Source organism: Salmonella sp. 2020_1395 (genome assembly GCF_043848115.1).
Taxonomy (GTDB): domain Bacteria; phylum Pseudomonadota; class Gammaproteobacteria; order Enterobacterales; family Enterobacteriaceae; genus Salmonella; species Salmonella enterica.
Window position 1 is genome coordinate 1 of record NZ_JBCMFH010000017.1, and the last position, 20,228, is coordinate 20,228.

The 20,228-nt window shown below is 53.4% G+C and carries 20 protein-coding genes, 2 tRNA genes and 1 rRNA gene; 18 read left to right on the forward strand and 5 right to left on the reverse strand.

Translation table 11 applies throughout. The features are described 5' to 3' along the window. Nucleotides 1-5 precede the first annotated feature (5 nt). The 3 genes from rrf to ACH0WD_RS20520 all read left to right on the forward strand — a co-directional run bounded on the left by rrf (nt 6) and on the right by ACH0WD_RS20520 (nt 336). Nucleotides 6-121 (forward strand): 5S ribosomal RNA (gene rrf / locus ACH0WD_RS20510). A gap of 54 nt (nt 122-175) precedes the next feature. Beyond that, nucleotides 176-252: transfer RNA gene (locus ACH0WD_RS20515), tRNA-Asp, on the forward strand. A gap of 8 nt (nt 253-260) precedes the next feature. After that, nucleotides 261-336: transfer RNA gene (locus tag ACH0WD_RS20520), tRNA-Trp, on the forward strand. Between the two features lie 101 nt (nt 337-437). On the opposite strand, the gene hdfR is transcribed toward ACH0WD_RS20520, so the two are convergent. Continuing rightward, on the reverse strand, nt 438-1,286 hold the full coding sequence (hdfR, locus tag ACH0WD_RS20525) for an HTH-type transcriptional regulator HdfR (protein WP_001541181.1): 849 nt from the start codon (nt 1,284-1,286) through the stop codon (nt 438-440). A 106-nt stretch (nt 1,287-1,392) separates the two neighbouring features. Between hdfR and maoP the strand changes: the two genes are divergently transcribed. Continuing rightward, complete coding sequence (maoP, locus tag ACH0WD_RS20530) at nt 1,393-1,731, forward strand: macrodomain Ori organization protein MaoP (protein ID WP_000840996.1); 339 nt, start codon at nt 1,393-1,395, stop codon at nt 1,729-1,731. A 24-nt stretch (nt 1,732-1,755) separates the two neighbouring features. On the opposite strand, the gene ACH0WD_RS20535 is transcribed toward maoP, so the two are convergent. Then, nucleotides 1,756-3,276, reverse strand: coding sequence for a YifB family Mg chelatase-like AAA ATPase (locus ACH0WD_RS20535; RefSeq protein ID WP_000050222.1), 1,521 nt, complete (start codon nt 3,274-3,276; stop codon nt 1,756-1,758). Between the two features lie 351 nt (nt 3,277-3,627). On the opposite strand from ACH0WD_RS20535, the gene ilvL reads away from it, so the two are divergent. The 9 genes from ilvL (at nt 3,628) to ACH0WD_RS20580 (ending at nt 11,215) form a co-directional block, all read left to right on the forward strand. Beyond that, on the forward strand, nt 3,628-3,726 hold the full coding sequence (ilvL, locus tag ACH0WD_RS20540) for an ilv operon leader peptide (RefSeq protein WP_001311244.1): 99 nt from the start codon (nt 3,628-3,630) through the stop codon (nt 3,724-3,726). Between the two features lie 86 nt (nt 3,727-3,812). Then, entirely contained in the window at nt 3,813-3,863 is a 51-nt protein-coding gene (ilvX, locus tag ACH0WD_RS20545; RefSeq protein ID WP_192930503.1) for a peptide IlvX, read from the forward strand. A gap of 2 nt (nt 3,864-3,865) precedes the next feature. Continuing rightward, nucleotides 3,866-5,512 (forward strand): acetolactate synthase 2 catalytic subunit, encoded by a 1,647-nt coding sequence (ilvG, locus tag ACH0WD_RS20550; RefSeq protein WP_001012554.1) that lies wholly within the window; start codon nt 3,866-3,868, stop codon nt 5,510-5,512. Continuing rightward, entirely contained in the window at nt 5,509-5,772 is a 264-nt protein-coding gene (gene ilvM, locus ACH0WD_RS20555; RefSeq protein ID WP_000983260.1) for an acetolactate synthase 2 small subunit, read from the forward strand. The genes ilvG and ilvM overlap by 4 nt, the downstream gene beginning before the upstream one ends. 17 nt (nt 5,773-5,789) lie before the next feature. Then, a complete protein-coding gene (ilvE, locus tag ACH0WD_RS20560) occupies nt 5,790-6,719 on the forward strand; it encodes a branched-chain-amino-acid transaminase (protein ID WP_000208532.1) in 930 nt (309 codons plus the stop codon). A 160-nt stretch (nt 6,720-6,879) separates the two neighbouring features. Continuing rightward, nucleotides 6,880-8,730: a dihydroxy-acid dehydratase gene (gene ilvD / locus ACH0WD_RS20565; protein WP_001127434.1), complete on the forward strand. Its 1,851-nt coding sequence runs from the start codon at nt 6,880-6,882 to the stop codon at nt 8,728-8,730. A gap of 2 nt (nt 8,731-8,732) precedes the next feature. Next, nucleotides 8,733-10,277, forward strand: coding sequence for a threonine ammonia-lyase, biosynthetic (gene ilvA / locus ACH0WD_RS20570; protein ID WP_001747466.1), 1,545 nt, complete (start codon nt 8,733-8,735; stop codon nt 10,275-10,277). 282 nt (nt 10,278-10,559) lie between these two features. Beyond that, nucleotides 10,560-10,877 carry a type II toxin-antitoxin system RelE/ParE family toxin gene (locus tag ACH0WD_RS20575; protein ID WP_000535859.1) on the forward strand — a complete coding sequence of 106 codons (318 nt, stop codon included), beginning with the start codon at nt 10,560-10,562 and terminating at the stop codon, nt 10,875-10,877. Next, on the forward strand, nt 10,874-11,215 hold the full coding sequence (locus ACH0WD_RS20580; RefSeq protein WP_000560822.1) for a helix-turn-helix domain-containing protein: 342 nt from the start codon (nt 10,874-10,876) through the stop codon (nt 11,213-11,215). Before ACH0WD_RS20575 ends, ACH0WD_RS20580 begins: the two co-directional genes overlap by 4 nt. A gap of 2 nt (nt 11,216-11,217) precedes the next feature. Here ACH0WD_RS20580 and ilvY read toward each other — a convergent pair whose 3' ends face one another. Beyond that, on the reverse strand, nt 11,218-12,105 hold the full coding sequence (ilvY, locus tag ACH0WD_RS20585) for an HTH-type transcriptional activator IlvY (protein WP_000365798.1): 888 nt from the start codon (nt 12,103-12,105) through the stop codon (nt 11,218-11,220). 164 nt (nt 12,106-12,269) lie between these two features. Here ilvY and ilvC point away from each other — a divergent pair, with 164 nt between their 5' ends. Beyond that, the gene (gene ilvC, locus ACH0WD_RS20590) at nt 12,270-13,745 is read left to right on the forward strand and encodes a ketol-acid reductoisomerase (RefSeq protein ID WP_000024941.1); all 1,476 of its coding nucleotides are present in this window, start codon (nt 12,270-12,272) and stop codon (nt 13,743-13,745) included. Nucleotides 13,746-13,836: 91 nt separating this feature from the next. On the opposite strand, the gene ppiC is transcribed toward ilvC, so the two are convergent. Next, nucleotides 13,837-14,118, reverse strand: coding sequence for a peptidylprolyl isomerase PpiC (ppiC, locus tag ACH0WD_RS20595; protein ID WP_001062243.1), 282 nt, complete (start codon nt 14,116-14,118; stop codon nt 13,837-13,839). Nucleotides 14,119-14,311: 193 nt separating this feature from the next. Between ppiC and ACH0WD_RS20600 the strand changes: the two genes are divergently transcribed. The 4 genes from ACH0WD_RS20600 to rep all read left to right on the forward strand — a co-directional run bounded on the left by ACH0WD_RS20600 (nt 14,312) and on the right by rep (nt 18,637). Next, on the forward strand, nt 14,312-15,013 hold the full coding sequence (locus ACH0WD_RS20600) for a Crp/Fnr family transcriptional regulator (RefSeq protein ID WP_001024340.1): 702 nt from the start codon (nt 14,312-14,314) through the stop codon (nt 15,011-15,013). 28 nt (nt 15,014-15,041) lie between these two features. Next, nucleotides 15,042-15,785, forward strand: a complete 744-nt coding sequence (locus ACH0WD_RS20605) for a nucleoside phosphorylase (protein WP_001182428.1) — start codon at nt 15,042-15,044, stop codon at nt 15,783-15,785. After that, nucleotides 15,785-16,513: a nicotinamide riboside transporter PnuC gene (gene pnuC, locus ACH0WD_RS20610; RefSeq protein WP_001747468.1), complete on the forward strand. Its 729-nt coding sequence runs from the start codon at nt 15,785-15,787 to the stop codon at nt 16,511-16,513. The genes ACH0WD_RS20605 and pnuC overlap by 1 nt, the downstream gene beginning before the upstream one ends. A gap of 99 nt (nt 16,514-16,612) precedes the next feature. Further along, the gene (gene rep / locus ACH0WD_RS20615; protein WP_001238842.1) at nt 16,613-18,637 is read left to right on the forward strand and encodes a DNA helicase Rep; all 2,025 of its coding nucleotides are present in this window, start codon (nt 16,613-16,615) and stop codon (nt 18,635-18,637) included. Between the two features lie 39 nt (nt 18,638-18,676). Here the strand turns inward: rep and gppA are convergent, their stop codons facing one another. Next, entirely contained in the window at nt 18,677-20,158 is a 1,482-nt protein-coding gene (gene gppA / locus ACH0WD_RS20620; RefSeq protein WP_001089447.1) for a guanosine-5'-triphosphate,3'-diphosphate diphosphatase, read from the reverse strand. Between the last annotated feature and the right edge of the window lie 70 nt (nt 20,159-20,228).

The following is a 20,228-nucleotide window of genomic DNA, read 5'->3' on the forward strand; positions in this document are numbered from 1 at the left end:
ATTTGCCTGGCGGCACTAGCGCGGTGGTCCCACCTGACCCCATGCCGAACTCAGAAGTGAAACGCCGTAGCGCCGATGGTAGTGTGGGGTCTCCCCATGCGAGAGTAGGGAACTGCCAGGCATCAAATTAAGCAGTAAACTGATGTAAAAATCAGTGGTTGTAAAAGAATTCGGTGGAGCGGTAGTTCAGTTGGTTAGAATACCTGCCTGTCACGCAGGGGGTCGCGGGTTCGAGTCCCGTCCGTTCCGCCACCCTAATTAGGGGCGTAGTTCAATTGGTAGAGCACCGGTCTCCAAAACCGGGTGTTGGGAGTTCGAGTCTCTCCGCCCCTGCCAGAAATAATCCTTAGCATCTGCTAAGGATTTTTTTTTGCCTAAAATTACCTGATTATCTGATCAGGTAATCGTGAGTTCCCTTCCTTTTCTTTTCATCATTTTCATTGTTCATCCAGCACATCCGTTTTTAACAGATCGCAGATCAGCGAGTATTTATCGCTGTTTTGCAGCCAAATGGCGTATAGCGGCCGTGAAAGCGTTGCGCTGTCGGCAACGGTATGTAATCCGCCCTTTTCATTTGCCCAGTTTACAGGAAGCCAGCTACAGCCATTTAATGCGCTAAGCTGCTGTCGGGCGAGTTCGGCTGAGCTGGTTGTTAATACCGGCACTTCATCTGCTGCGATCAGCCCTGTTTCATGCTGTTGGAAGTCTGGTCCCCACTCCAGCCGCAGATAATTGAGTTCTGATTTCTTACGGGCAGGGCTGCTGCAATATAACGCCAAAGTGAAGTGCCCTAACAGCTGACTGCTGAACTCATCCATTTTGGGCGCTTCGGTAGTAATGAGGAGATCAAGCTGGCGTTCATGAAGTTGCTTCACAAGCGATTGCCGTTGAGCGATTCTGGCTTCGAATTGCAGGCCGCTTTGTGGCTCCTGTAGTTGGTACAGTCGACCCAGCCAGGCGTTAAGCATACACTCCCATAAAGACGCGCTGGCGCCGATGGAAAACTCGTTATGGCGTGAGGTATGCGCCACCTCTTTACGTGCCGCCTGCCACGTATTCATCAGCGTTTCCGCATACGGTAAAAGTTTTTCGCCAGCCGTGGTTAAACGGATATTGTTTCTGTGCCGCGTAAAAAGGTTTACGCCCAGTTGATTCTCCAGTTGCCTGATACGAAAGCTCACCGCGGATTGCGTCAGGTAAAGTGCTTCTGCGGCCCGCCCGAAATGGCGTGTCCGGCTAACTTCCAGGAAAGTTTTTAACAATTCCGTATCCACTGTGCTCTCCACAAAATTATTTGTCGTTATGATTTAAATGTTTTGTTTTACACTCTGTCAAGCGTAACTAATACTCCGCGCCATAAATAGCTCAGACAAAGAATTAGGAGCGTGCAGGATGGCGGAAAGCTTTACGACGACTAATCGATATTTTGACAATAAACATTATCCACGTGGATTCTCTCGTCACGGTGATTTCACGATTAAAGAGGCACAACTGCTTGAGCGTCATGGTCATGCCTTTAATGATCTGGATCTTGGCAAGCGTGAGCCTGTGACTGAAGAAGAGAAGCTGTTTGTAGCGGTATGTCGCGGCGAACGCGAGCCGGTAACGGATGCAGAACGCGTCTGGTCCAAGTATATGACGCGTATCAAGCGTCCAAAACGCTTCCACACCTTGTCTGGCGGCAAGCCGCAAGTTGAAGGCGCAGAAGACTACACCGAAGCTGATGATTAATAAAAAGGGCGTAATGCCCTTTTTTTACGCCAACAGCTTTTGCAAATGAATTAACAATCTGTCTATCGCCCGATAGCTTACCGCCTCCTGCAAATGCTGACGCGAGATCTGGTCAGCCAGTTCTATGTCGGCAATGGTTCTGGCCACTTTTAGTAAACGCTGCCAGGCGCGAATGGATAATCCAAGATGCACCAGCGTGTCTTCAAGCCAGCGGGCGTCATCGTGATGCAAAATACAATATTTTTGGATTTCGCGACCCTCCAGACGCGCGTTTAACTTCTTCTGCCGTCGGTACTGCCGTTCATGGGCGGCGATGACCCGCTTTTTTACCGTAGCGCTGCTCTCACCCTTTGAGGCGTGTTGGCTAAGAATCCCGGGCGGTGGAAGCGGTATCTCAAGCGAAAGGTCAAAACGATCAAGAAACGGGCCTGACAACCGATTAAGGTAACGTAGTGTCTGTTCTGGCGTGCAGCGATTATGGTTTCCCTGATAATGTCCGGTCGGGCTGGGATTCATTGCGGCGATTAACTGGAACCTGGCAGGGTATGTTATTTTCGCTCTGGTACGGGATAAATGAATTTGACCGGATTCTATAGGTTCACGTAGCGCATCCAGTGTGCGTCGTTCAAATTCAGGCAATTCATCAAGGAACAAAATTCCGTTGTGCGCCAGCGATATCTCTCCCGGGGCGGGTATTGCGCCGCCGCCGACCATAGCAGTAAGTGAGGCGCTATGATGAGGTGAGCGAAAGGGACGTTGCTGCCATCGTTTTTGTACCGTATCGGCATTAACCAGACTGAGGATCGCGGCGCTTTCCAACGCCTCTTCATTGCTTAATGGTGGAAGAATCCCGCTTAGTCGACTGGCCAGCATGGTTTTACCCGTACCCGGCGGGCCGATCAATAGCAGATTATGTCCCCCTGCCGCTGTAATCTCCAGGCCGCGTTTACCCTGCTCCTGACCGATCACATCGCGAAGATCGGCAGTTGCGGTAGACGATGCCATATTCTGAGCTAAAGGTCTTTCCAGGGCGTGTTTCCCTTCCAGAAAGGCGCAGACGGTTTGTAGATGATCGGCGATAAAACATCCTTCTTTGCTGATAAGCCCAACCTCCGCCGCGTTCTCTGTTGCGACGATAATATTTCTGCCGGCCCTGATGGCTTCCGTTGCACTTGATATTGCGCCAGGAACGCCGCGTAATGCGCCTGTAAGCGCTAACTCACCCACCAGCTCATATGCCTCAAGATTCGACGCTGTAAGCTGCTCAGACGCGGCCAGAAGCGCAACAGCAATAGGCAGGTCATACCTTCCGCCCTCTTTCGGTAGATCGGCTGGAGCAAGGTTAATGGTTATTTTTTTAGCCGGAAATTCATATCCGCTATTAATAATCGCACTACGTACCCGGTCACGCGCCTCTTTTACCGTGGTTTCCGGTAGGCCAACCATGGTTAATCCCGGTAATCCATTACTGATATGCACCTCTATAGTGATAGGCGGCGCATTGACGCCAAGTGCGGCGCGGGTATGAACAATCGCCAGTGACATAATCCCTCCTGTTACGTGGATTATGCGGAATAGAAGAGAAAATCGAATTACTGACTTTTTGTTTTTTAGCGGCTGCTTCCTGAATTTTGGCGTCATTTTCAGGCAAGAAACATCAAACTGGAAGAACGCTCGCAGAAGCGAAAAGAAGGAAAACAGGGTGTAGAGTGCGCCAAAAGGGGGAGGAAAACGTGAAAATTTTTCAGTTGCTAATTTTTCTTATAAAAAACAAAGCACTTTTAGGCATTCACCTGCATTATCTGAAACGTGGTTAAAAAAATATCTTGTGCTATTGGCAAAACCTATGGTAACTCTTTAGGTATTCCTTCGAACAAGATGCAAGAATAGACAAAAATGACAGCCCTTCTACGAGTGATTAGCCTGGTCGTGATTAGCGTGGTGGTGATTATTATCCCACCGTGCGGGGCTGCACTTGGACGAGGAAAGGCTTAGAAATCAAGCCTTAACGAACTAAGACCCCCGCACCGAAAGGTCCGGGGGTTTTTTTTGGCCTGAAAAACTTAAGCGAGGAGCAGAGCGTGAATAACAGCATAAAATTCTGTTTCTCAAGATTTACGACGGGGATGTAACTATGAACGGGGCACAGTGGGTGGTACATGCTTTGCGAGCACAGGGGGTGAAAACCGTATTTGGTTATCCTGGCGGCGCAATTATGCCGGTTTACGACGCGTTGTATGACGGTGGTGTGGAGCATTTGTTGTGCCGACACGAGCAGGGTGCCGCAATGGCGGCAATCGGTTATGCCCGTTCTACCGGCAAAACCGGTGTTTGTATCGCCACTTCCGGCCCTGGCGCCACTAACCTGATCACTGGCCTGGCGGATGCGTTATTAGATTCGGTCCCCGTCGTCGCGATCACGGGTCAGGTTTCCGCCCCGTTCATCGGCACTGATGCGTTCCAGGAGGTGGATGTGTTAGGCCTGTCGCTGGCCTGTACCAAACACAGCTTCCTGGTGCAGTCGCTGGCAGAGCTGCCTCGTATCATGGCAGAGGCTTTTGAAGTCGCCAACGCTGGCCGTCCTGGCCCGGTTCTGGTGGATATCCCGAAAGATATCCAGTTGGCCAGCGGTGAGCTGGAACCCTGGTTTACTACCGTTGCTAACGAAGCGACCTTCCCGCAGGCTGATGTGGAACAGGCGCGCCAGATGCTGGAACAGGCGAAAAAACCCATGCTGTACGTCGGCGGTGGTGTTGGTATGGCGCAGGCGGTTCCGGCGCTGCGTAAATTTATCGCGGTAACGCAAATGCCAGTTACCTGCACGCTGAAAGGGCTGGGGGCTGTTGAAGCTGATTATCCGTACTATCTGGGCATGCTGGGAATGCACGGTACTAAAGCGGCTAATTTCGCGGTGCAAGAGTGTGATTTACTGATCGCAGTGGGTGCGCGTTTTGATGACCGGGTGACCGGTAAGCTGAATACGTTTGCGCCGAACGCCAGCGTAATCCATATGGATATCGACCCGGCGGAAATGAACAAACTGCGTCAGGCACACGTCGCGTTGCAGGGCGATTTAAATTCGCTGTTGCCGGCATTACAGCAACCGCTGAAGATCGACGCATGGCGTCAGTCCTGTGCAGAGCTGCGCGCAGAACACGCCTGGCGCTATGACCATCCTGGCGAGACTATCTATGCGCCGTTGTTGTTGAAGCAATTGTCAGAACGCAAACCCGCAGACAGCGTGGTGACGACGGATGTTGGGCAGCATCAGATGTGGTCAGCCCAGCATATGACTTACACCCGCCCGGAGAACTTCATCACTTCCAGCGGTCTGGGGACGATGGGATTCGGCTTACCGGCGGCCGTTGGCGCGCAGGTAGCGCGACCGAATGATACCGTTATCTGTATCTCCGGTGACGGCTCCTTCATGATGAATGTTCAGGAGTTGGGCACCGTAAAACGCAAGCAGTTACCGTTGAAAATAGTCTTACTCGACAACCAGCGGTTAGGGATGGTTCGACAATGGCAGCAACTGTTTTTCCAGGAGCGATATAGCGAAACCACCCTGACCGATAACCCCGATTTCCTCATGCTGGCCAGCGCCTTCGGCATTCCAGGCCAGCACATTACTCGTAAAGACCAGGTTGAAGCGGCACTCGACACGATGTTGGCAAGCGAAGGGCCGTACCTGCTTCACGTCTCAATCGACGAACTTGAAAATGTCTGGCCGTTGGTGCCGCCTGGCGCCAGTAACTCTGAAATGCTGGAGAAATTATCATGATGCAACATCAGGTCAATGTATCGGCACGCTTTAATCCAGAAACTTTAGAACGTGTTTTACGCGTGGTGCGCCATCGTGGTTTTCAGGTGTGCTCCATGAATATGGAAGCCGCGACCGATGCGCAGAATATAAATATTGAATTGACCGTTGCCAGTCCCCGGTCGGTCGACTTACTGTTTAGTCAGTTAAGTAAACTGGTAGATGTTGCGCATGTCGCAATCTGCCAGAGCGCTGCCACATCACAACAAATCCGCGCCTGAGCGCAAAAGGAAGAAAAATGACGACGAAAAAAGCTGATTACATTTGGTTCAATGGCGAGATGGTGCGCTGGGAAGACGCGAAGGTTCACGTAATGTCCCACGCGCTGCACTACGGTACGTCGGTATTTGAAGGGATTCGGTGCTACGACTCTCACAAAGGCCCGGTAGTGTTTCGTCATCGTGAACATATGCAGCGTCTGCGCGACTCAGCAAAAATTTATCGTTTTCCGGTTTCCCAGAGTATTGATGAGCTGATGGAAGCCTGCCGCGAAGTGATCCGCAAGAACAACCTGACCAGCGCCTATATCCGTCCGTTGGTATTTGTCGGCGATGTCGGTATGGGCGTTAACCCGCCCCCGGGATACACCACTGACGTCATCATCGCCGCGTTCCCGTGGGGGGCATACCTGGGCGCCGAAGCGCTGGATCAGGGGATCGATGCGATGGTTTCTTCCTGGAACCGCGCTGCGCCGAACACCATTCCGACCGCCGCGAAAGCGGGCGGGAACTATCTTTCCTCACTGCTGGTGGGTAGCGAAGCGCGCCGCCACGGCTATCAGGAAGGCATCGCCCTGGATGTAAACGGCTATATCTCCGAAGGCGCAGGCGAAAACCTGTTTGAGGTAAAAGATGGCGTGCTGTTTACTCCGCCGTTTACCTCTTCCGCGCTGCCAGGCATTACTCGCGACGCGATCATCAAACTGGCGAAAGAGCTGGGTATTGAAGTGCGTGAGCAGGTGCTGTCCCGTGAATCGCTGTATCTGGCCGACGAAGTGTTTATGTCCGGAACCGCGGCAGAAATTACTCCGGTACGCAGCGTTGATGGTATCCAGGTAGGCGAAGGCCGCTGCGGTCCTGTCACCAAGCGTATCCAACAAGCCTTCTTTGGTCTCTTCACTGGAGAAACCGAGGATAAATGGGGCTGGTTGGATCCGGTAAATTCATAATAAATAAAATTAATATTTTCCCAAAATAATTTGCGTCACAGGAAGGCGGCAACGCAGCGAATCCCCAGGAGCTTACTGTAGTAAGTGACTGGGGTGAGTGAGGCAGCCAACGCACCTGTGGCGTGAAGTATGAAGGGAAAAGATGGGGAGTAAATAAAGCATGCCTAAGTACCGTTCCGCCACCACCACCCATGGTCGTAATATGGCGGGTGCCCGCGCGCTGTGGCGCGCCACCGGAATGACCGACAGTGATTTTGGCAAACCGATTATCGCCGTGGTGAACTCATTCACTCAGTTTGTGCCGGGTCACGTTCATCTGCGCGATCTCGGTAAGCTGGTCGCCGAACAGATTGAAGCTTCCGGCGGTGTGGCGAAAGAGTTCAACACTATTGCCGTGGATGACGGGATCGCCATGGGGCACGGGGGTATGCTCTATTCACTGCCGTCGCGCGAGCTGATCGCCGACTCCGTGGAGTACATGGTGAACGCTCACTGCGCTGACGCGATGGTGTGTATCTCCAACTGCGACAAAATCACCCCAGGGATGCTCATGGCCTCGCTGCGCCTGAATATTCCGGTGATCTTTGTCTCCGGCGGACCGATGGAAGCCGGGAAAACCAAGCTTTCAGACAAAATTATCAAGCTGGATCTGGTTGATGCCATGATTCAGGGCGCGGACCCGAAAGTCTCTGACGATCAAAGTAACCAGGTGGAGCGTTCCGCCTGTCCAACCTGCGGCTCCTGCTCCGGCATGTTTACCGCTAACTCCATGAATTGCCTGACCGAAGCGCTGGGCCTGTCGCAGCCGGGCAACGGCTCGCTGCTGGCAACTCACGCTGACCGTAAGCAGTTGTTCCTCAATGCCGGTAAGCGGATTGTTGAACTGACTAAACGCTATTACGAGCAGAATGACGAAAGTGCACTGCCGCGTAACATCGCCAGCAAAGCCGCGTTTGAAAACGCGATGACGCTGGATATTGCGATGGGCGGTTCGACCAATACCGTTCTGCATCTACTGGCGGCGGCGCAGGAAGCGGAAATCGACTTCACCATGAGTGATATCGACAAGCTGTCCCGCAAGGTGCCGCAGTTGTGTAAAGTGGCGCCAAGTACCCAGAAATACCATATGGAAGACGTTCACCGTGCCGGCGGCGTGCTGGGTATTTTAGGCGAGCTGGATCGCGCCGGGCTGCTGAACCGCAACGTGAAAAACGTATTAGGCCTGACGCTGCCGCAAACGCTGGAACAGTACGACATCACGGTTACGCAGGACGAAGCGGTTAAAAAAATGTTCCGTGCTGGCCCTGCCGGTATCCGTACTACCCAGGCGTTCTCGCAGGATTGTCGCTGGGATTCGCTGGATGACGACCGCGCAGCGGGTTGCATCCGCTCGCTGGAATATGCCTATAGCAAAGACGGCGGTCTGGCGGTGCTGTATGGCAACTTCGCCGAAAACGGCTGCATTGTGAAAACCGCAGGCGTGGATGACAGCATCCTTAAATTTACCGGCCCGGCTAAAGTGTATGAAAGCCAGGACGACGCGGTAGAGGCGATTCTCGGCGGCAAAGTAGTGGAAGGCGATGTAGTCGTGATCCGCTACGAAGGGCCGAAAGGCGGGCCGGGAATGCAGGAAATGCTCTATCCGACCAGTTTCCTGAAGTCGATGGGGCTGGGCAAAGCCTGCGCGCTCATCACCGATGGGCGTTTCTCCGGCGGTACTTCGGGTCTTTCCATCGGCCACGTCTCGCCGGAAGCGGCCAGCGGCGGCACTATTGCGCTGATTGAAGATGGCGACACCATTGCGATTGATATCCCGAACCGCAGCATTCAGTTGCAGTTGAGTGAGGCTGAAATCGCCGCACGCCGCGAGGCGCAGGAGGCTCGTGGCGACAAAGCCTGGACGCCGAAAAATCGTCAGCGTCAGGTTTCGTTTGCCCTGCGTGCCTACGCCAGCCTGGCGACCAGCGCCGATAAAGGCGCGGTGCGCGATAAATCGAAACTGGGAGGTTGATGATGGCGGAATCTCAACCTCTGTCAGTCGCGCCGGAAGGGGCGGAGTATCTGCGCGCGGTGCTACGCGCGCCAGTATACGAGGCGGCGCAGGTGACGCCGCTGCAAAAAATGGAAAAGCTCTCGTCACGTCTGGATAACGTTATTCTCGTCAAACGCGAAGACCGGCAGCCGGTACATAGCTTTAAGCTGCGCGGCGCTTACGCGATGATGGCCGGATTGACCGAAGAACAAAAAGCCCACGGCGTGATTACCGCGTCGGCGGGGAACCATGCACAGGGCGTGGCGTTCTCCTCCGCGCGGCTTGGCGTGAAGTCGCTGATTGTCATGCCAAAAGCAACGGCGGATATTAAAGTCGATGCGGTACGCGGTTTTGGCGGAGAAGTGCTGTTGCACGGCGCTAATTTTGATGAAGCGAAAGCGAAAGCTATTGAACTGGCGCAGCAGCAGGGTTTTACCTGGGTGCCGCCGTTTGATCACCCAATGGTGATCGCCGGGCAGGGCACGCTGGCGCTGGAACTGCTTCAGCAGGATTCGCATCTCGATCGTGTCTTTGTGCCGGTTGGCGGCGGCGGCCTGGCGGCGGGCGTAGCGGTACTGATCAAACAATTGATGCCGCAAATCAAAGTGATTGCCGTCGAAGCGGAAGATTCCGCCTGCCTGAAAGCGGCGTTGGAAGCCGGTCATCCAGTGGATCTCCCGCGCGTTGGGTTGTTTGCTGAAGGCGTAGCGGTAAAACGCATCGGCGACGAAACGTTCCGGCTGTGTCAGGAATACCTTGATGATATTGTCACCGTGGATAGCGACGCTATCTGCGCGGCGATGAAAGATCTGTTTGAAGATGTGCGTGCGGTGGCGGAACCGTCCGGCGCGCTGGCGCTGGCGGGGATGAAAAAATATATCGCCCAGCACAATATTCGCGGCGAACGCATGGCGCACGTCCTTTCCGGCGCCAACGTCAACTTCCACGGCTTGCGCTATGTGTCTGAACGTTGCGAGCTGGGGGAACAGCGCGAAGCGCTACTGGCGGTGACCATTCCGGAAGAAAAGGGGAGCTTCCTCAAATTCTGCCAGTTGCTTGGCGGGCGTATGGTCACCGAATTTAACTACCGTTTTGCCGACGCGAAAAATGCCTGTATTTTTGTCGGCGTACGCGTCAGTCAGGGGCTGGAGGAGCGAAAAGAGATTATCACCCAACTGTGCGACGGCGGTTATAGCGTAGTGGATCTCTCCGACGATGAAATGGCGAAGCTGCATGTGCGCTATATGGTCGGTGGGCGTCCATCCCATCCGCTACAGGAACGCCTCTACAGCTTTGAATTTCCGGAGTCACCCGGCGCGTTGCTCAAATTCCTGCATACGCTTGGCACGCACTGGAATATTTCGCTATTCCATTACCGTAGCCACGGTACCGATTATGGCCGCGTGCTGGCGGCGTTCGAGTTAGGCGATCATGAGCCGGATTTCGAAACCCGGCTGCATGAGCTGGGCTATGAATGCCATGATGAGAGCAATAACCCGGCGTTCCGGTTCTTTCTGGCGGGTTAATTCAGCGTTTAGTTTTTCAGGCCCACAAAGTAAAGTGGGCCTGATATCCAGATATGATCTTCCCTCAGTTATTGGGCTTTTCTGCCAGTCCGGAGCATCCACTCATTTAATTTTGCGAGACGTTTTCCAGAAGGCGCCCAATCTGCTTGTGGTGAAACTCGGCTCACCATATCGTTAGCATCGCCATCACTTGCACCTGTTAAAAACAATGTATAAAATTTTATACACAAGGATCTTATGTTACTCACCCGAGCTCTCTCCAATGAAAAAGAAATTCGATGAGTGGGATCTTCTCTGAAGGATCTCCTGGCTTTTCCCATAACGGTACGTAAAGCAGTCGGTTATCAGCTTCACAAAATTCAGTATGGAATTGAACCCGATGACTGGAAACCGTTTTCAGAAATTGGGGCTGGGGTAAATGAAATTCGGATTCGTGACAACAATGGTATCTATCGCGTTATGTATGTCGCTAAGTTTGAAGAAGCACTCTACGTTTTGCATAGTTTCCAAAAACAGACGCAACAAACCAGTCAGCACGATAAAAACATCGCCAGAACGCGTTATAACCGGGTGGTGCAACAACGGAGAAACAGCTTGTGATTGCCAAAACTGATAGTGATATTCGCCATGTGACGCCATCTGGCGGTAATGTTTTTGCTGATTTGGGGTTTGATAAGCAGGACGCAGAAAAGTTTTACGCTGATTCCCTGAGTGAAATCGAAAACACGTTAGCCATTAAAGAACAGCTCATGGAAGAAATTACCCTCTGGATTACGCGAAACCAGATGAAGCAAGCCGAGGTTGCTACAGTTTTGCATATATCCCGACCGCGCGTTTCGGATGTCGTCAACAAGAAATGCAGCAAATTCACCATTGATGCTCTGGTGAATATGCTTAGCCGTATTGGGAAGCCTGTTCGGGTAATGGTAGGGCCGTAAAACTAATTCGGTAAAATCTTCCAGAACGCATCAATTAGCGGCTCATGCAGCCGCTTTTTTTGCGCGCAGACGCCAAGCTCAAACGGCGTTTTTTCATCGCTGCGCTCTAAAATCATTACGCGATTACGTACCGGCTCCGGGCTGTTTTCCAGCACCACTTCCGGCAGCAGCGCCACGCCGCAGCCCAGCGCCACCATTGAGACCATCGCTTCGTGACCGCCGACGGTGGCGTAAATCTGCGGATTGCTGATTTTATGCCGGCGGAACCATAGCTCAATGCGGCGGCGTACCGGCCCCTGATCGGCCATGATAAACGGCACCGTCGACCAGTCGGGCTTATCAACCGAAACCTGATTACGCACCGGGCAGGGCAGCGCCGGGGCGATCAGCACCACCGCCAGATTTTCCAGCATCGAAAACGCCACCGCGCCGGGCAGCGTTTCTGGTTTGCCGGCGATTGCCAGGTCCGCTTCTCCCGTTACCACCTTTTCCATCGCATCGGCAGCATCTCCGGTCGTCAATTTGATTTCAACAGAAGGGTGTTCGGCGCGAAAACGGTCGAGGATCGGCGGCAGATGACTGTATGCCGCGGTCACTGAACAGAAGATATGGAGTTCGCCGGAAAGGGACGGCCCCTGCTGATCGAGGGTATGGCGCAACTGCTGATATTGCAAAAGCGTCTGTTGGGCAAACACTCGCAGCTCTTCACCGGCTTCGGTCAGCGTGACGGTGCGGTTGTCGCGCACAAACAGCGGCTGGCCGAGATCTTCTTCCAGCCGCTGGATCTGCCGGGAGAGCGTGGAGGGGCTGACGTGCATCGCGCGCGCGCTGCGGCCAAAGTGGCGGCTTTCCGCCAGATGCAGGAAGGTTTTTAGATCGCGTAAATCCACAGACAGACCTCCGGTTTTTGACGTTGCATAAACCGCAACATAACGTTGTGAATATATCAATTTCCGCAATAAATTTCCTGTTGTAATGTGGGTTCATTCGCACAGATAGCAATCTGTAAATCGAACAATAAGCGCGACAACACAACATCACGGAGTACACCATCATGGCTAACTACTTTAATACACTGAATCTGCGCCAGCAGCTGGCGCAGCTGGGTAAATGCCGCTTTATGGGCCGCGACGAATTCGCCGACGGCGCGAGCTACCTTCAGGGTAAAAAAGTGGTCATCGTCGGCTGTGGCGCTCAGGGGCTGAACCAGGGCCTGAACATGCGTGACTCCGGTCTGGATATTTCCTATGCCCTGCGTAAAGAAGCCATTGCTGAGAAGCGTGCCTCCTGGCGTAAAGCGACCGAAAACGGCTTCAAAGTGGGTACCTACGAAGAGCTGATTCCGCAGGCTGACCTGGTGGTTAACCTGACGCCGGACAAACAGCACTCCGACGTGGTGCGCTCCGTACAGCCGCTGATGAAAGACGGCGCGGCGCTGGGCTACTCCCACGGCTTCAATATCGTGGAGGTGGGCGAGCAGATCCGTAAAGACATCACCGTGGTGATGGTAGCGCCGAAGTGTCCGGGCACCGAAGTGCGCGAAGAGTACAAACGTGGTTTCGGCGTGCCGACGCTGATCGCCGTTCACCCGGAAAACGATCCGAAAGGCGAAGGCATGGCGATTGCTAAAGCCTGGGCAGCAGCAACTGGCGGTCACCGTGCGGGCGTACTGGAATCTTCTTTCGTGGCGGAAGTGAAATCCGACCTGATGGGCGAGCAGACTATCCTGTGCGGTATGCTGCAGGCTGGTTCTCTGCTGTGCTTCGACAAGCTGGTGGCAGAAGGCACCGACCCGGCATACGCCGAAAAACTGATTCAGTTCGGCTGGGAAACCATCACCGAAGCGCTGAAGCAGGGCGGCATCACCCTGATGATGGACCGTCTGTCTAACCCGGCGAAACTGCGTGCTTACGCGCTGTCCGAACAGCTGAAAGAGATCATGGCGCCGCTGTTCCAGAAACACATGGATGACATCATCTCCGGCGAGTTCTCTTCCGGCATGATGGCTGACTGGGCTAACGACGATAAGAAACTGCTGACCTGGCGTGAAGAGACCGGTAAAACTGCGTTCGAAACCGCGCCGCAGTTTGAAGGTAAGATCGGCGAGCAGGAGTACTTCGATAAAGGCGTGCTGATGATCGCGATGGTGAAAGCGGGCGTTGAGCTGGCGTTCGAAACCATGGTCGATTCCGGCATCATCGAAGAATCCGCTTACTACGAATCACTGCACGAGCTGCCGCTGATCGCGAACACCATCGCCCGTAAGCGTCTGTACGAAATGAACGTGGTTATCTCCGATACCGCAGAATACGGTAACTATCTGTTCTCTTACGCTTGCGTACCGCTGCTGAAACCGTTTATTGCGGAATTGCAACCGGGCGATCTGGGTAGTGCTATCCCGGAAGGCGCGGTAGACAACGCACAGCTTCGCGACGTGAACGACGCGATTCGTAGTCATGCGATTGAGCAGGTAGGTAAGAAACTGCGCGGCTATATGACGGATATGAAGCGTATTGCGGTAGCGGGTTGATATACCTTGTCGGGGGGCGCTAGCGCTTACCCGACCTACAAAATCAAGCAGACGATGTAGGCCGGGTAAGGCGTAGCCGCCACCCGGCTTTTTATTTGCGATACAATACTTTAATGATGTGGTAACCGAACTGAGTATGCAGCGGGCCGGTTGGCTCCAGTACCGGGCAGGAAAAGACTACTTTATCGAATGCCGGAACCATCTGGCCCTGACGAAATTCGCCTAAATGACCGCCTTTTTTACCGGATGGGCAGATAGAATGCTTCTTCGCCAGCTTCTCAAAATCGCCGCCGTTTTTAATTTGCTCCAGAAGATCTAAAGCCAGTTTCTCTTCTTTTACAAGAATATGCAGTGCTGCTGCTATTTTTGCCATTATTGTGTTCTCACGTCGCAAAGATTGGCCGTCACTTTATCACTCCTTAGGCCGTCAGACATATACTCTTCGCCATTACAGGACAGATGTCCCGCCTGATTTAATGAACCGGGAGATAAGCGGCATTTTTAGCAGGCGTATTTCGGATGTGCGGGACGGCGGTCCTGTCCTTTCTGACAAGGGGCGAGATACCATGAACATAATGAAAAACGCAGAATTTCCAGACGACTGGCTTTTAGGGCTACGCCAGGTCGTACGCGACCCAGTGCTCTATGAATTACTCAAATACTGCCCGTTGGAAATCATGCAGTGCTGGCGATTTGACGACATTTCCCGCGGCGCGCTTATCTGCCGCCAGGGGGAAATATGCCAGCAATTTTCACTCATCGTGGCCGGTGAAGTGGATGTTTTTTACGAAGCTGAAGATGGACGCCGTTACCGGCAGGCGCGTTATGGCAAAGGAGACATGCTGGGCGAGCTAGAGATATTTGAGTCGCGGCATTACATCTGTTCTGTCGTAGCCGTCGGTAATGTACAGCTACTCAGCCTGCCGCAAGCGCATTTTTGCCGCTGGCTGACGCTGGATAACCACTTTAACCAGCGAATGCTGCGGTTTTTCAGCCAACAGTATTACCAGTTGTCGAAAAAGGCCAGTAGCGACAATTTGTACTCGCTGCATCAGCGCGTATGCCAGGCATTATGGCTGCGTTATCAACAATATGAATCAACCACTATTTTGCTTGATAAGCAGAATCTTGGTCAGGAATTTGCGGCGACGACGCGCAGTATCAACCGGATACTGCACGATCTGAAATCGCTGAACATTATCGATACCGACGGTGAGCGGATCATTTTACTGGCTCCTGAAAAACTCAAACAGGAGGCGGAAATCTGAACCTCTCAGAACAATAAGGAGACGGGAGATGCAACCCCATATTCGGCTTAACACAAGCATGACCCGCGCGAAATATGCGCTTTTGCCCGGCGACCCCGGGCGGGTGGATAGAATCGCCCGTTTTCTTGATAAGGCTGAGATTCTGGGGCAAAACCGGGAGTTTCGCGCGGCGCGCGGTTGGTACCAGGGGGTTGAAATAGTCGTGCTTTCCACGGGAATCGGCGGGCCGTCAACCGCTATCGCCATTGAGGAGTTACGCCAGGTTGGCGTCAACACGCTAATCCGTATCGGTAGTTGCGGCGCGTTGCAGGACTCGCTGGCGTTGGGCGATGTGATCATCGCCCACGGCGCGGTGGCTGACGACGGCGCCAGCAAAACCTATGCGCCCGCCAGTTATCCGGCCTGTGCGGACCCGTATCTTACCGCCACGCTGATACAGCAGGCGAAACAGATGAACATCTCTGCCGTTTGCGGGCTGGTGCGCAGCCATGACAGTTTTTATACCGATCGCGAAGCTGAACTGGATGCCGAATGGTCGGCCAGGGGAGTTCTCGGCGCGGATATGGAAACCGCCGCGCTGATGGTGGTGGGGGCGTTACGAGGGCTGCGTACCGCGTCGTTGCTAAACGTGGTCGTCGCGCATAGTGGCTGTCTGGAGAGCAGCATTAACCATTATGTTCAGCAGGAAACCTTGTGCCAGCAAGGTGAAGAGCGCCAGATTTCTCTGGCGCTTCAGGCCATTTATTTCGATAGTTTGCAAGGAGAGCAATGATGGACTTTTTCAGCATTAACAATGTAATGGTCAACATTCCTCTCGGCGAGGGTGGGTATGCGCTGTCGTGGATTGAGGCTATCGGCACCGTCTTTGGCTTATTGTGCATCTGGTGCGCCAGCCGGGAAAAAATCGTTAATTACCTGTTTGGTTTGATTAACGTCACTCTGTTTGCCGCCATCTTTTTTCAGATTCAACTGTATGCCAGCTTGCTACTTCAGGTGTTTTTCTTTGCGGCGAATATTTACGGCTGGTACGCATGGAGCCGGCAGAATGACGCCCGGGAAGCCGCTCTGAAAGTACGCTGGCTTTCTCGTCAACAAACATGGAGGTTGGGGGGCATATGTATTATCGCCATTCTGCTGATGACGTGGTTTATCGATCCGGTCTTCGCTATGTTGACCCGCGTTATGCTCGCTCTGCTGCAAACGGTAGGTATGCAGGTGGCGATGCCTGAACTCCAGCCGGATGCGTTCCCGTTCTGGGATTCCACCATGCTGGTGTTGTCGATTGCGGCGATGGTGCTGATGACCCGCAAGTACGTGGAAAACTGGCTGCTGTGGGTGATTATTGATGTAATTAGCGTCGTGATCTATGCAGTACAGGGCGTTTATGCGATGTCGCTTGAGTATGTTCTGCTGACGGCGATCGCGCTAATGGGTTCTTACAGTTGGATCAAGAGCGCACAGCGTAATGGCTATACGCCGCTTGCCGCCAGAGCCTGCTGATTGACCTTTTCCAGGCTGCCTGAAAAAGCAGCCTGGTCTTCTCTGGGCCTCGCTTTCTGCTACAATCCCTCCCCCGTTCGAAGATTGAGCACTATTCCCATGCGTTTAAATCCCGGCCAACAACACGCTGTCGAATTCGTCACCGGACCCTGCCTGGTGCTGGCAGGAGCGGGTTCTGGTAAAACTCGCGTAATTACCAATAAAATCGCCCACCTGATCCGCGGATGCGGCTATCAGGCCCGGCATATTGCGGCGGTGACGTTTACCAACAAGGCAGCGCGTGAGATGAAAGAACGCGTCGGGCAGACGCTCGGCCGTAAGGAAGCGCGCGGTTTGATGATCTCCACCTTTCATACGCTAGGGCTGGATATTATTAAGCGCGAGTACGCTGCGCTGGGGATGAAATCGAACTTTTCATTGTTTGACGATACCGACCAGGTCGCCTTGCTCAAAGAGCTGACCGAAGGCCTGATCGAAGACGACAAGGTTCTGTTGCAACAGCTGATCTCCACGATCTCCAACTGGAAAAACGATCTCAAAACGCCTGCACAGGCAGCGGCGGGGGCGAAAGGTGAACGCGATCGTATTTTTGCCCACTGCTACGGGCTTTACGACGCCCATATGAAGGCATGCAACGTTCTCGATTTTGATGATTTGATTTTGCTGCCGACGCTGCTGCTGCAACGCAATGACGAGGTGCGCGAGCGCTGGCAGAATAAAATTCGTTATCTACTGGTGGATGAATATCAGGATACTAACACCAGCCAGTATGAGTTGGTTAAGCTGCTGGTTGGGCAACGCGCGCGCTTTACGGTCGTAGGCGATGACGATCAGTCTATCTACTCCTGGCGCGGGGCGCGTCCGCAAAACCTGGTGTTACTGAGCCAGGACTTTCCGGCGCTGCAGGTGATTAAACTGGAGCAAAACTATCGTTCTTCGGGCCGCATCCTGAAAGCGGCGAATATTCTCATCGCCAATAATCCGCACGTCTTTGAAAAGCGCCTCTTTTCCGAGCTCGGTTACGGCGCGGAACTCAAAGTGTTAAGCGCAAACAATGAAGAGCATGAAGCTGAGCGCGTTACCGGCGAACTGATTGCCCATCACTTTGTGAACAAGACCCAGTACAAGGATTACGCCATTCTGTATCGCGGGAATCATCAGTCGCGGGTATTTGAAAAATTCCTCATGCAGAACCGCATTCCGTACAAAATTTCCGGCGGCACCTCATTTTTCTCCCGTCCGGAGATTAAAGACTTGCTGGCCTATCTGCGGGTGTTGACCAACCCGGATGATGACAGCGCTTTCCTGCGCATCGTGAATACGCCAAAACGCGAAATCGGTCCGGCCACTCTGCAAAAGCTGGGTGAATGGGCAATGACGCGTAATAAAAGCCTGTTTACCGCCAGCTTTGATATGGGGCTTAGCCAGAAGCTGACCGGACGTGGTTACGATTCATTGACGCGTTTTACCCACTGGCTGGGGGAAATCCAGCGTCTGGCCGAACGCGAGCCTGTCGCCGCCGTGCGCGATCTCATCCACGGTATTGACTATGAATCCTGGTTGTACGAAACCTCGCCGAGCCCCAAAGCGGCGGAAATGCGTATGAAAAACGTTAACCAGCTCTTTAGCTGGATGACTGAGATGCTGGAAGGCAACGAACTTGATGAGCCGATGACACTCACCCAGGTGGTTACACGCTTTACGCTGCGCGATATGATGGAGCGCGGCGAGAGCGAAGAAGAGCTGGATCAGGTACAGTTGATGACGCTTCATGCGTCGAAAGGACTGGAATTCCCGTATGTCTATATGGTGGGAATGGAAGAAGGATTTTTGCCGCATCAAAGCAGCATTGACGAGGATAATATTGAGGAAGAGCGTCGGCTGGCCTATGTCGGGATCACTCGCGCGCAGAAAGAGCTCACCTTTACATTATGTAAAGAGCGCCGTCAGTATGGGGAGTTGGTGCGCCCGGAACCCAGTCGCTTCTTGTTAGAACTGCCGCAGGATGATTTAATCTGGGAGCAGGAGCGCAAAGTGGTAAGCGCTGAGGAGCGAATGCAAAAAGGGCAAAGTCATCTGGCTAATCTGAAAGCCATGATGGCGGCAAAGCGAGCGAAATCGTAGGCCGGATAAGCGAAGCGTCATCCGGCAATCAAACTACGGTTAGCGAACGTCCAGCGGCCAGTGTACATAGCTTTGCCACTGGCTTTCCTGATCAATCAACTCTTTACCCAGCGGGTGATGCGCCAGCCAGTCGCCAGGCAAGGTTAACGTCAGATTTTCATTTAGCGCCTGTAGCGTAATTTCTGGTACCAGATCGTCACGACGGCGACCGGCAAAAAGAATCGCCAGTCGCAGCAAACGGCATAGCTGTTCCGCAACACGGGGCGGTACCGCGTTTTGCTGATGAAGCGAAGAGAGATCGACCGGATTGGTCTGATTCAGTAAGAGGGTGGCGAGCAATTTTTTCTGCGCGGGCGTATAGCCAGGCAGATCCAAATGGCGTACTAAATAGGCGGCATGATAGGGCGCCTGTTTAAAATCAACGCTCAGACCGATCTCATGTAACTGGCAAGCGCTAAGCAACAGTTCACGACTGATAGGCTCAATATGCCAGGCATTTTCTACCTGTTTGAGGAAGTTATCTGCCAGCTTCGCCACGCGATTTGCCTGATCGGTATCGACGATAAACCGACGCTGAATGTTCCGCAGCGTGCGGCTGCGGATATCCTGATCTACCGCCAGATGCAACATCCCATACACCAGCCCTTCGCGTAACGCGCCGCCTGCCAGCGTCATGCTCTGGATGTTCAGCTCGGTAAATATCGCGATCAGAATAGCCAGCCCGCTTGGGAAAACCAGCGCGCGCTCCAGCGTCAGGCCTTCGATTTCCAGCTCTTCCAGACGTCCGCACTGTATCGCGCGTTGTTTTAGCTGCTGCAGTTTGGCGAGCGTAATACGCTCGTCCATCCCCTGCGCCATCATGATTTCCTGCAATGCCTGTACGGTGCCGGAGGCACCCACGCAGACCTTCCAGCCATGAAAACGCAGTTCATCGGCGACCGGACGCAGTACATCGCGCGCGGCTTTCTCCGCGTCATCAAAATTTTCTTGCGCCAGATTACGATCGCTAAAATAGCGTTCAAGCCACGTTACGCAGCCCATCGACAGGCTAAACAGCGACGTGGTTTGCGCGCCAGTGCCGGTAACCAGTTCAGTGCTGGCGCCGCCGATATCCACCACCAGTCGCTGATCTGCGCCGCCGGTGGTATGAGCGACTCCCTGATAAATCAGCCGCGCCTCTTCTTCGCCGCTGATAACCTGCACCGGACAACCAAGGATAGTCTGCGCTTTCGCGATAAATTCGCCCGCATTGACGGCGAGACGCAATGTTGCGGTGGCAACCACGCGGATTTGTGGCTGCGGGATATCCTGCAAACGTTCAGCAAACAGACGCAGGCATTGCCAGCCGCGTTCCATCGCTTCGGCCGAAAGGTGGTTGTCGTTGTTCAGACCCGCGGCCAGACGCACCTTGCGTTTTATTCGGGTCAGCGTCTGGATGCTTCCCGCCGCCTCGCGCACGACCAGCATATGAAAACTATTGGAACCGAGATCAATGGCGGCATACAAAGAGGTGGAATTCATACACTTCATCCTTCAACCTGTATCCATGTTGGCTGCGTACTCTTCCTAAGCTCATCGGGATTTGTTTTCT

Bases quoted from the DNA above. Each gene is read 5' to 3' on its own strand.
- ilvC (WP_000024941.1), top strand. From the start codon at position 12,270: ATGGCTAACTACTTTAATACACTGAATCTGCGCCAGCAGCTGGCGCAG.
- ilvM (WP_000983260.1), top strand. From the start codon at position 5,509: ATGATGCAACATCAGGTCAATGTATCGGCACGCTTTAATCCAGAAACT.
- rep (WP_001238842.1), top strand. From the start codon at position 16,613: ATGCGTTTAAATCCCGGCCAACAACACGCTGTCGAATTCGTCACCGGA.
- ACH0WD_RS20605 (WP_001182428.1), top strand. From the start codon at position 15,042: ATGCAACCCCATATTCGGCTTAACACAAGCATGACCCGCGCGAAATAT.
- ilvG (WP_001012554.1), top strand. From the start codon at position 3,866: ATGAACGGGGCACAGTGGGTGGTACATGCTTTGCGAGCACAGGGGGTG.
- ppiC (WP_001062243.1), bottom strand. From the start codon at position 14,118: ATGGCAAAAATAGCAGCAGCACTGCATATTCTTGTAAAAGAAGAGAAA.
- gppA (WP_001089447.1), bottom strand. From the start codon at position 20,158: ATGAATTCCACCTCTTTGTATGCCGCCATTGATCTCGGTTCCAATAGT.
- maoP (WP_000840996.1), top strand. From the start codon at position 1,393: ATGGCGGAAAGCTTTACGACGACTAATCGATATTTTGACAATAAACAT.
- ilvA (WP_001747466.1), top strand. From the start codon at position 8,733: ATGGCGGAATCTCAACCTCTGTCAGTCGCGCCGGAAGGGGCGGAGTAT.
- ACH0WD_RS20600 (WP_001024340.1), top strand. From the start codon at position 14,312: ATGAACATAATGAAAAACGCAGAATTTCCAGACGACTGGCTTTTAGGG.
- ACH0WD_RS20535 (WP_000050222.1), bottom strand. From the start codon at position 3,276: ATGTCACTGGCGATTGTTCATACCCGCGCCGCACTTGGCGTCAATGCG.
- pnuC (WP_001747468.1), top strand. From the start codon at position 15,785: ATGGACTTTTTCAGCATTAACAATGTAATGGTCAACATTCCTCTCGGC.
- ilvE (WP_000208532.1), top strand. From the start codon at position 5,790: ATGACGACGAAAAAAGCTGATTACATTTGGTTCAATGGCGAGATGGTG.
- ilvL (WP_001311244.1), top strand. From the start codon at position 3,628: ATGACAGCCCTTCTACGAGTGATTAGCCTGGTCGTGATTAGCGTGGTG.
- ilvD (WP_001127434.1), top strand. From the start codon at position 6,880: ATGCCTAAGTACCGTTCCGCCACCACCACCCATGGTCGTAATATGGCG.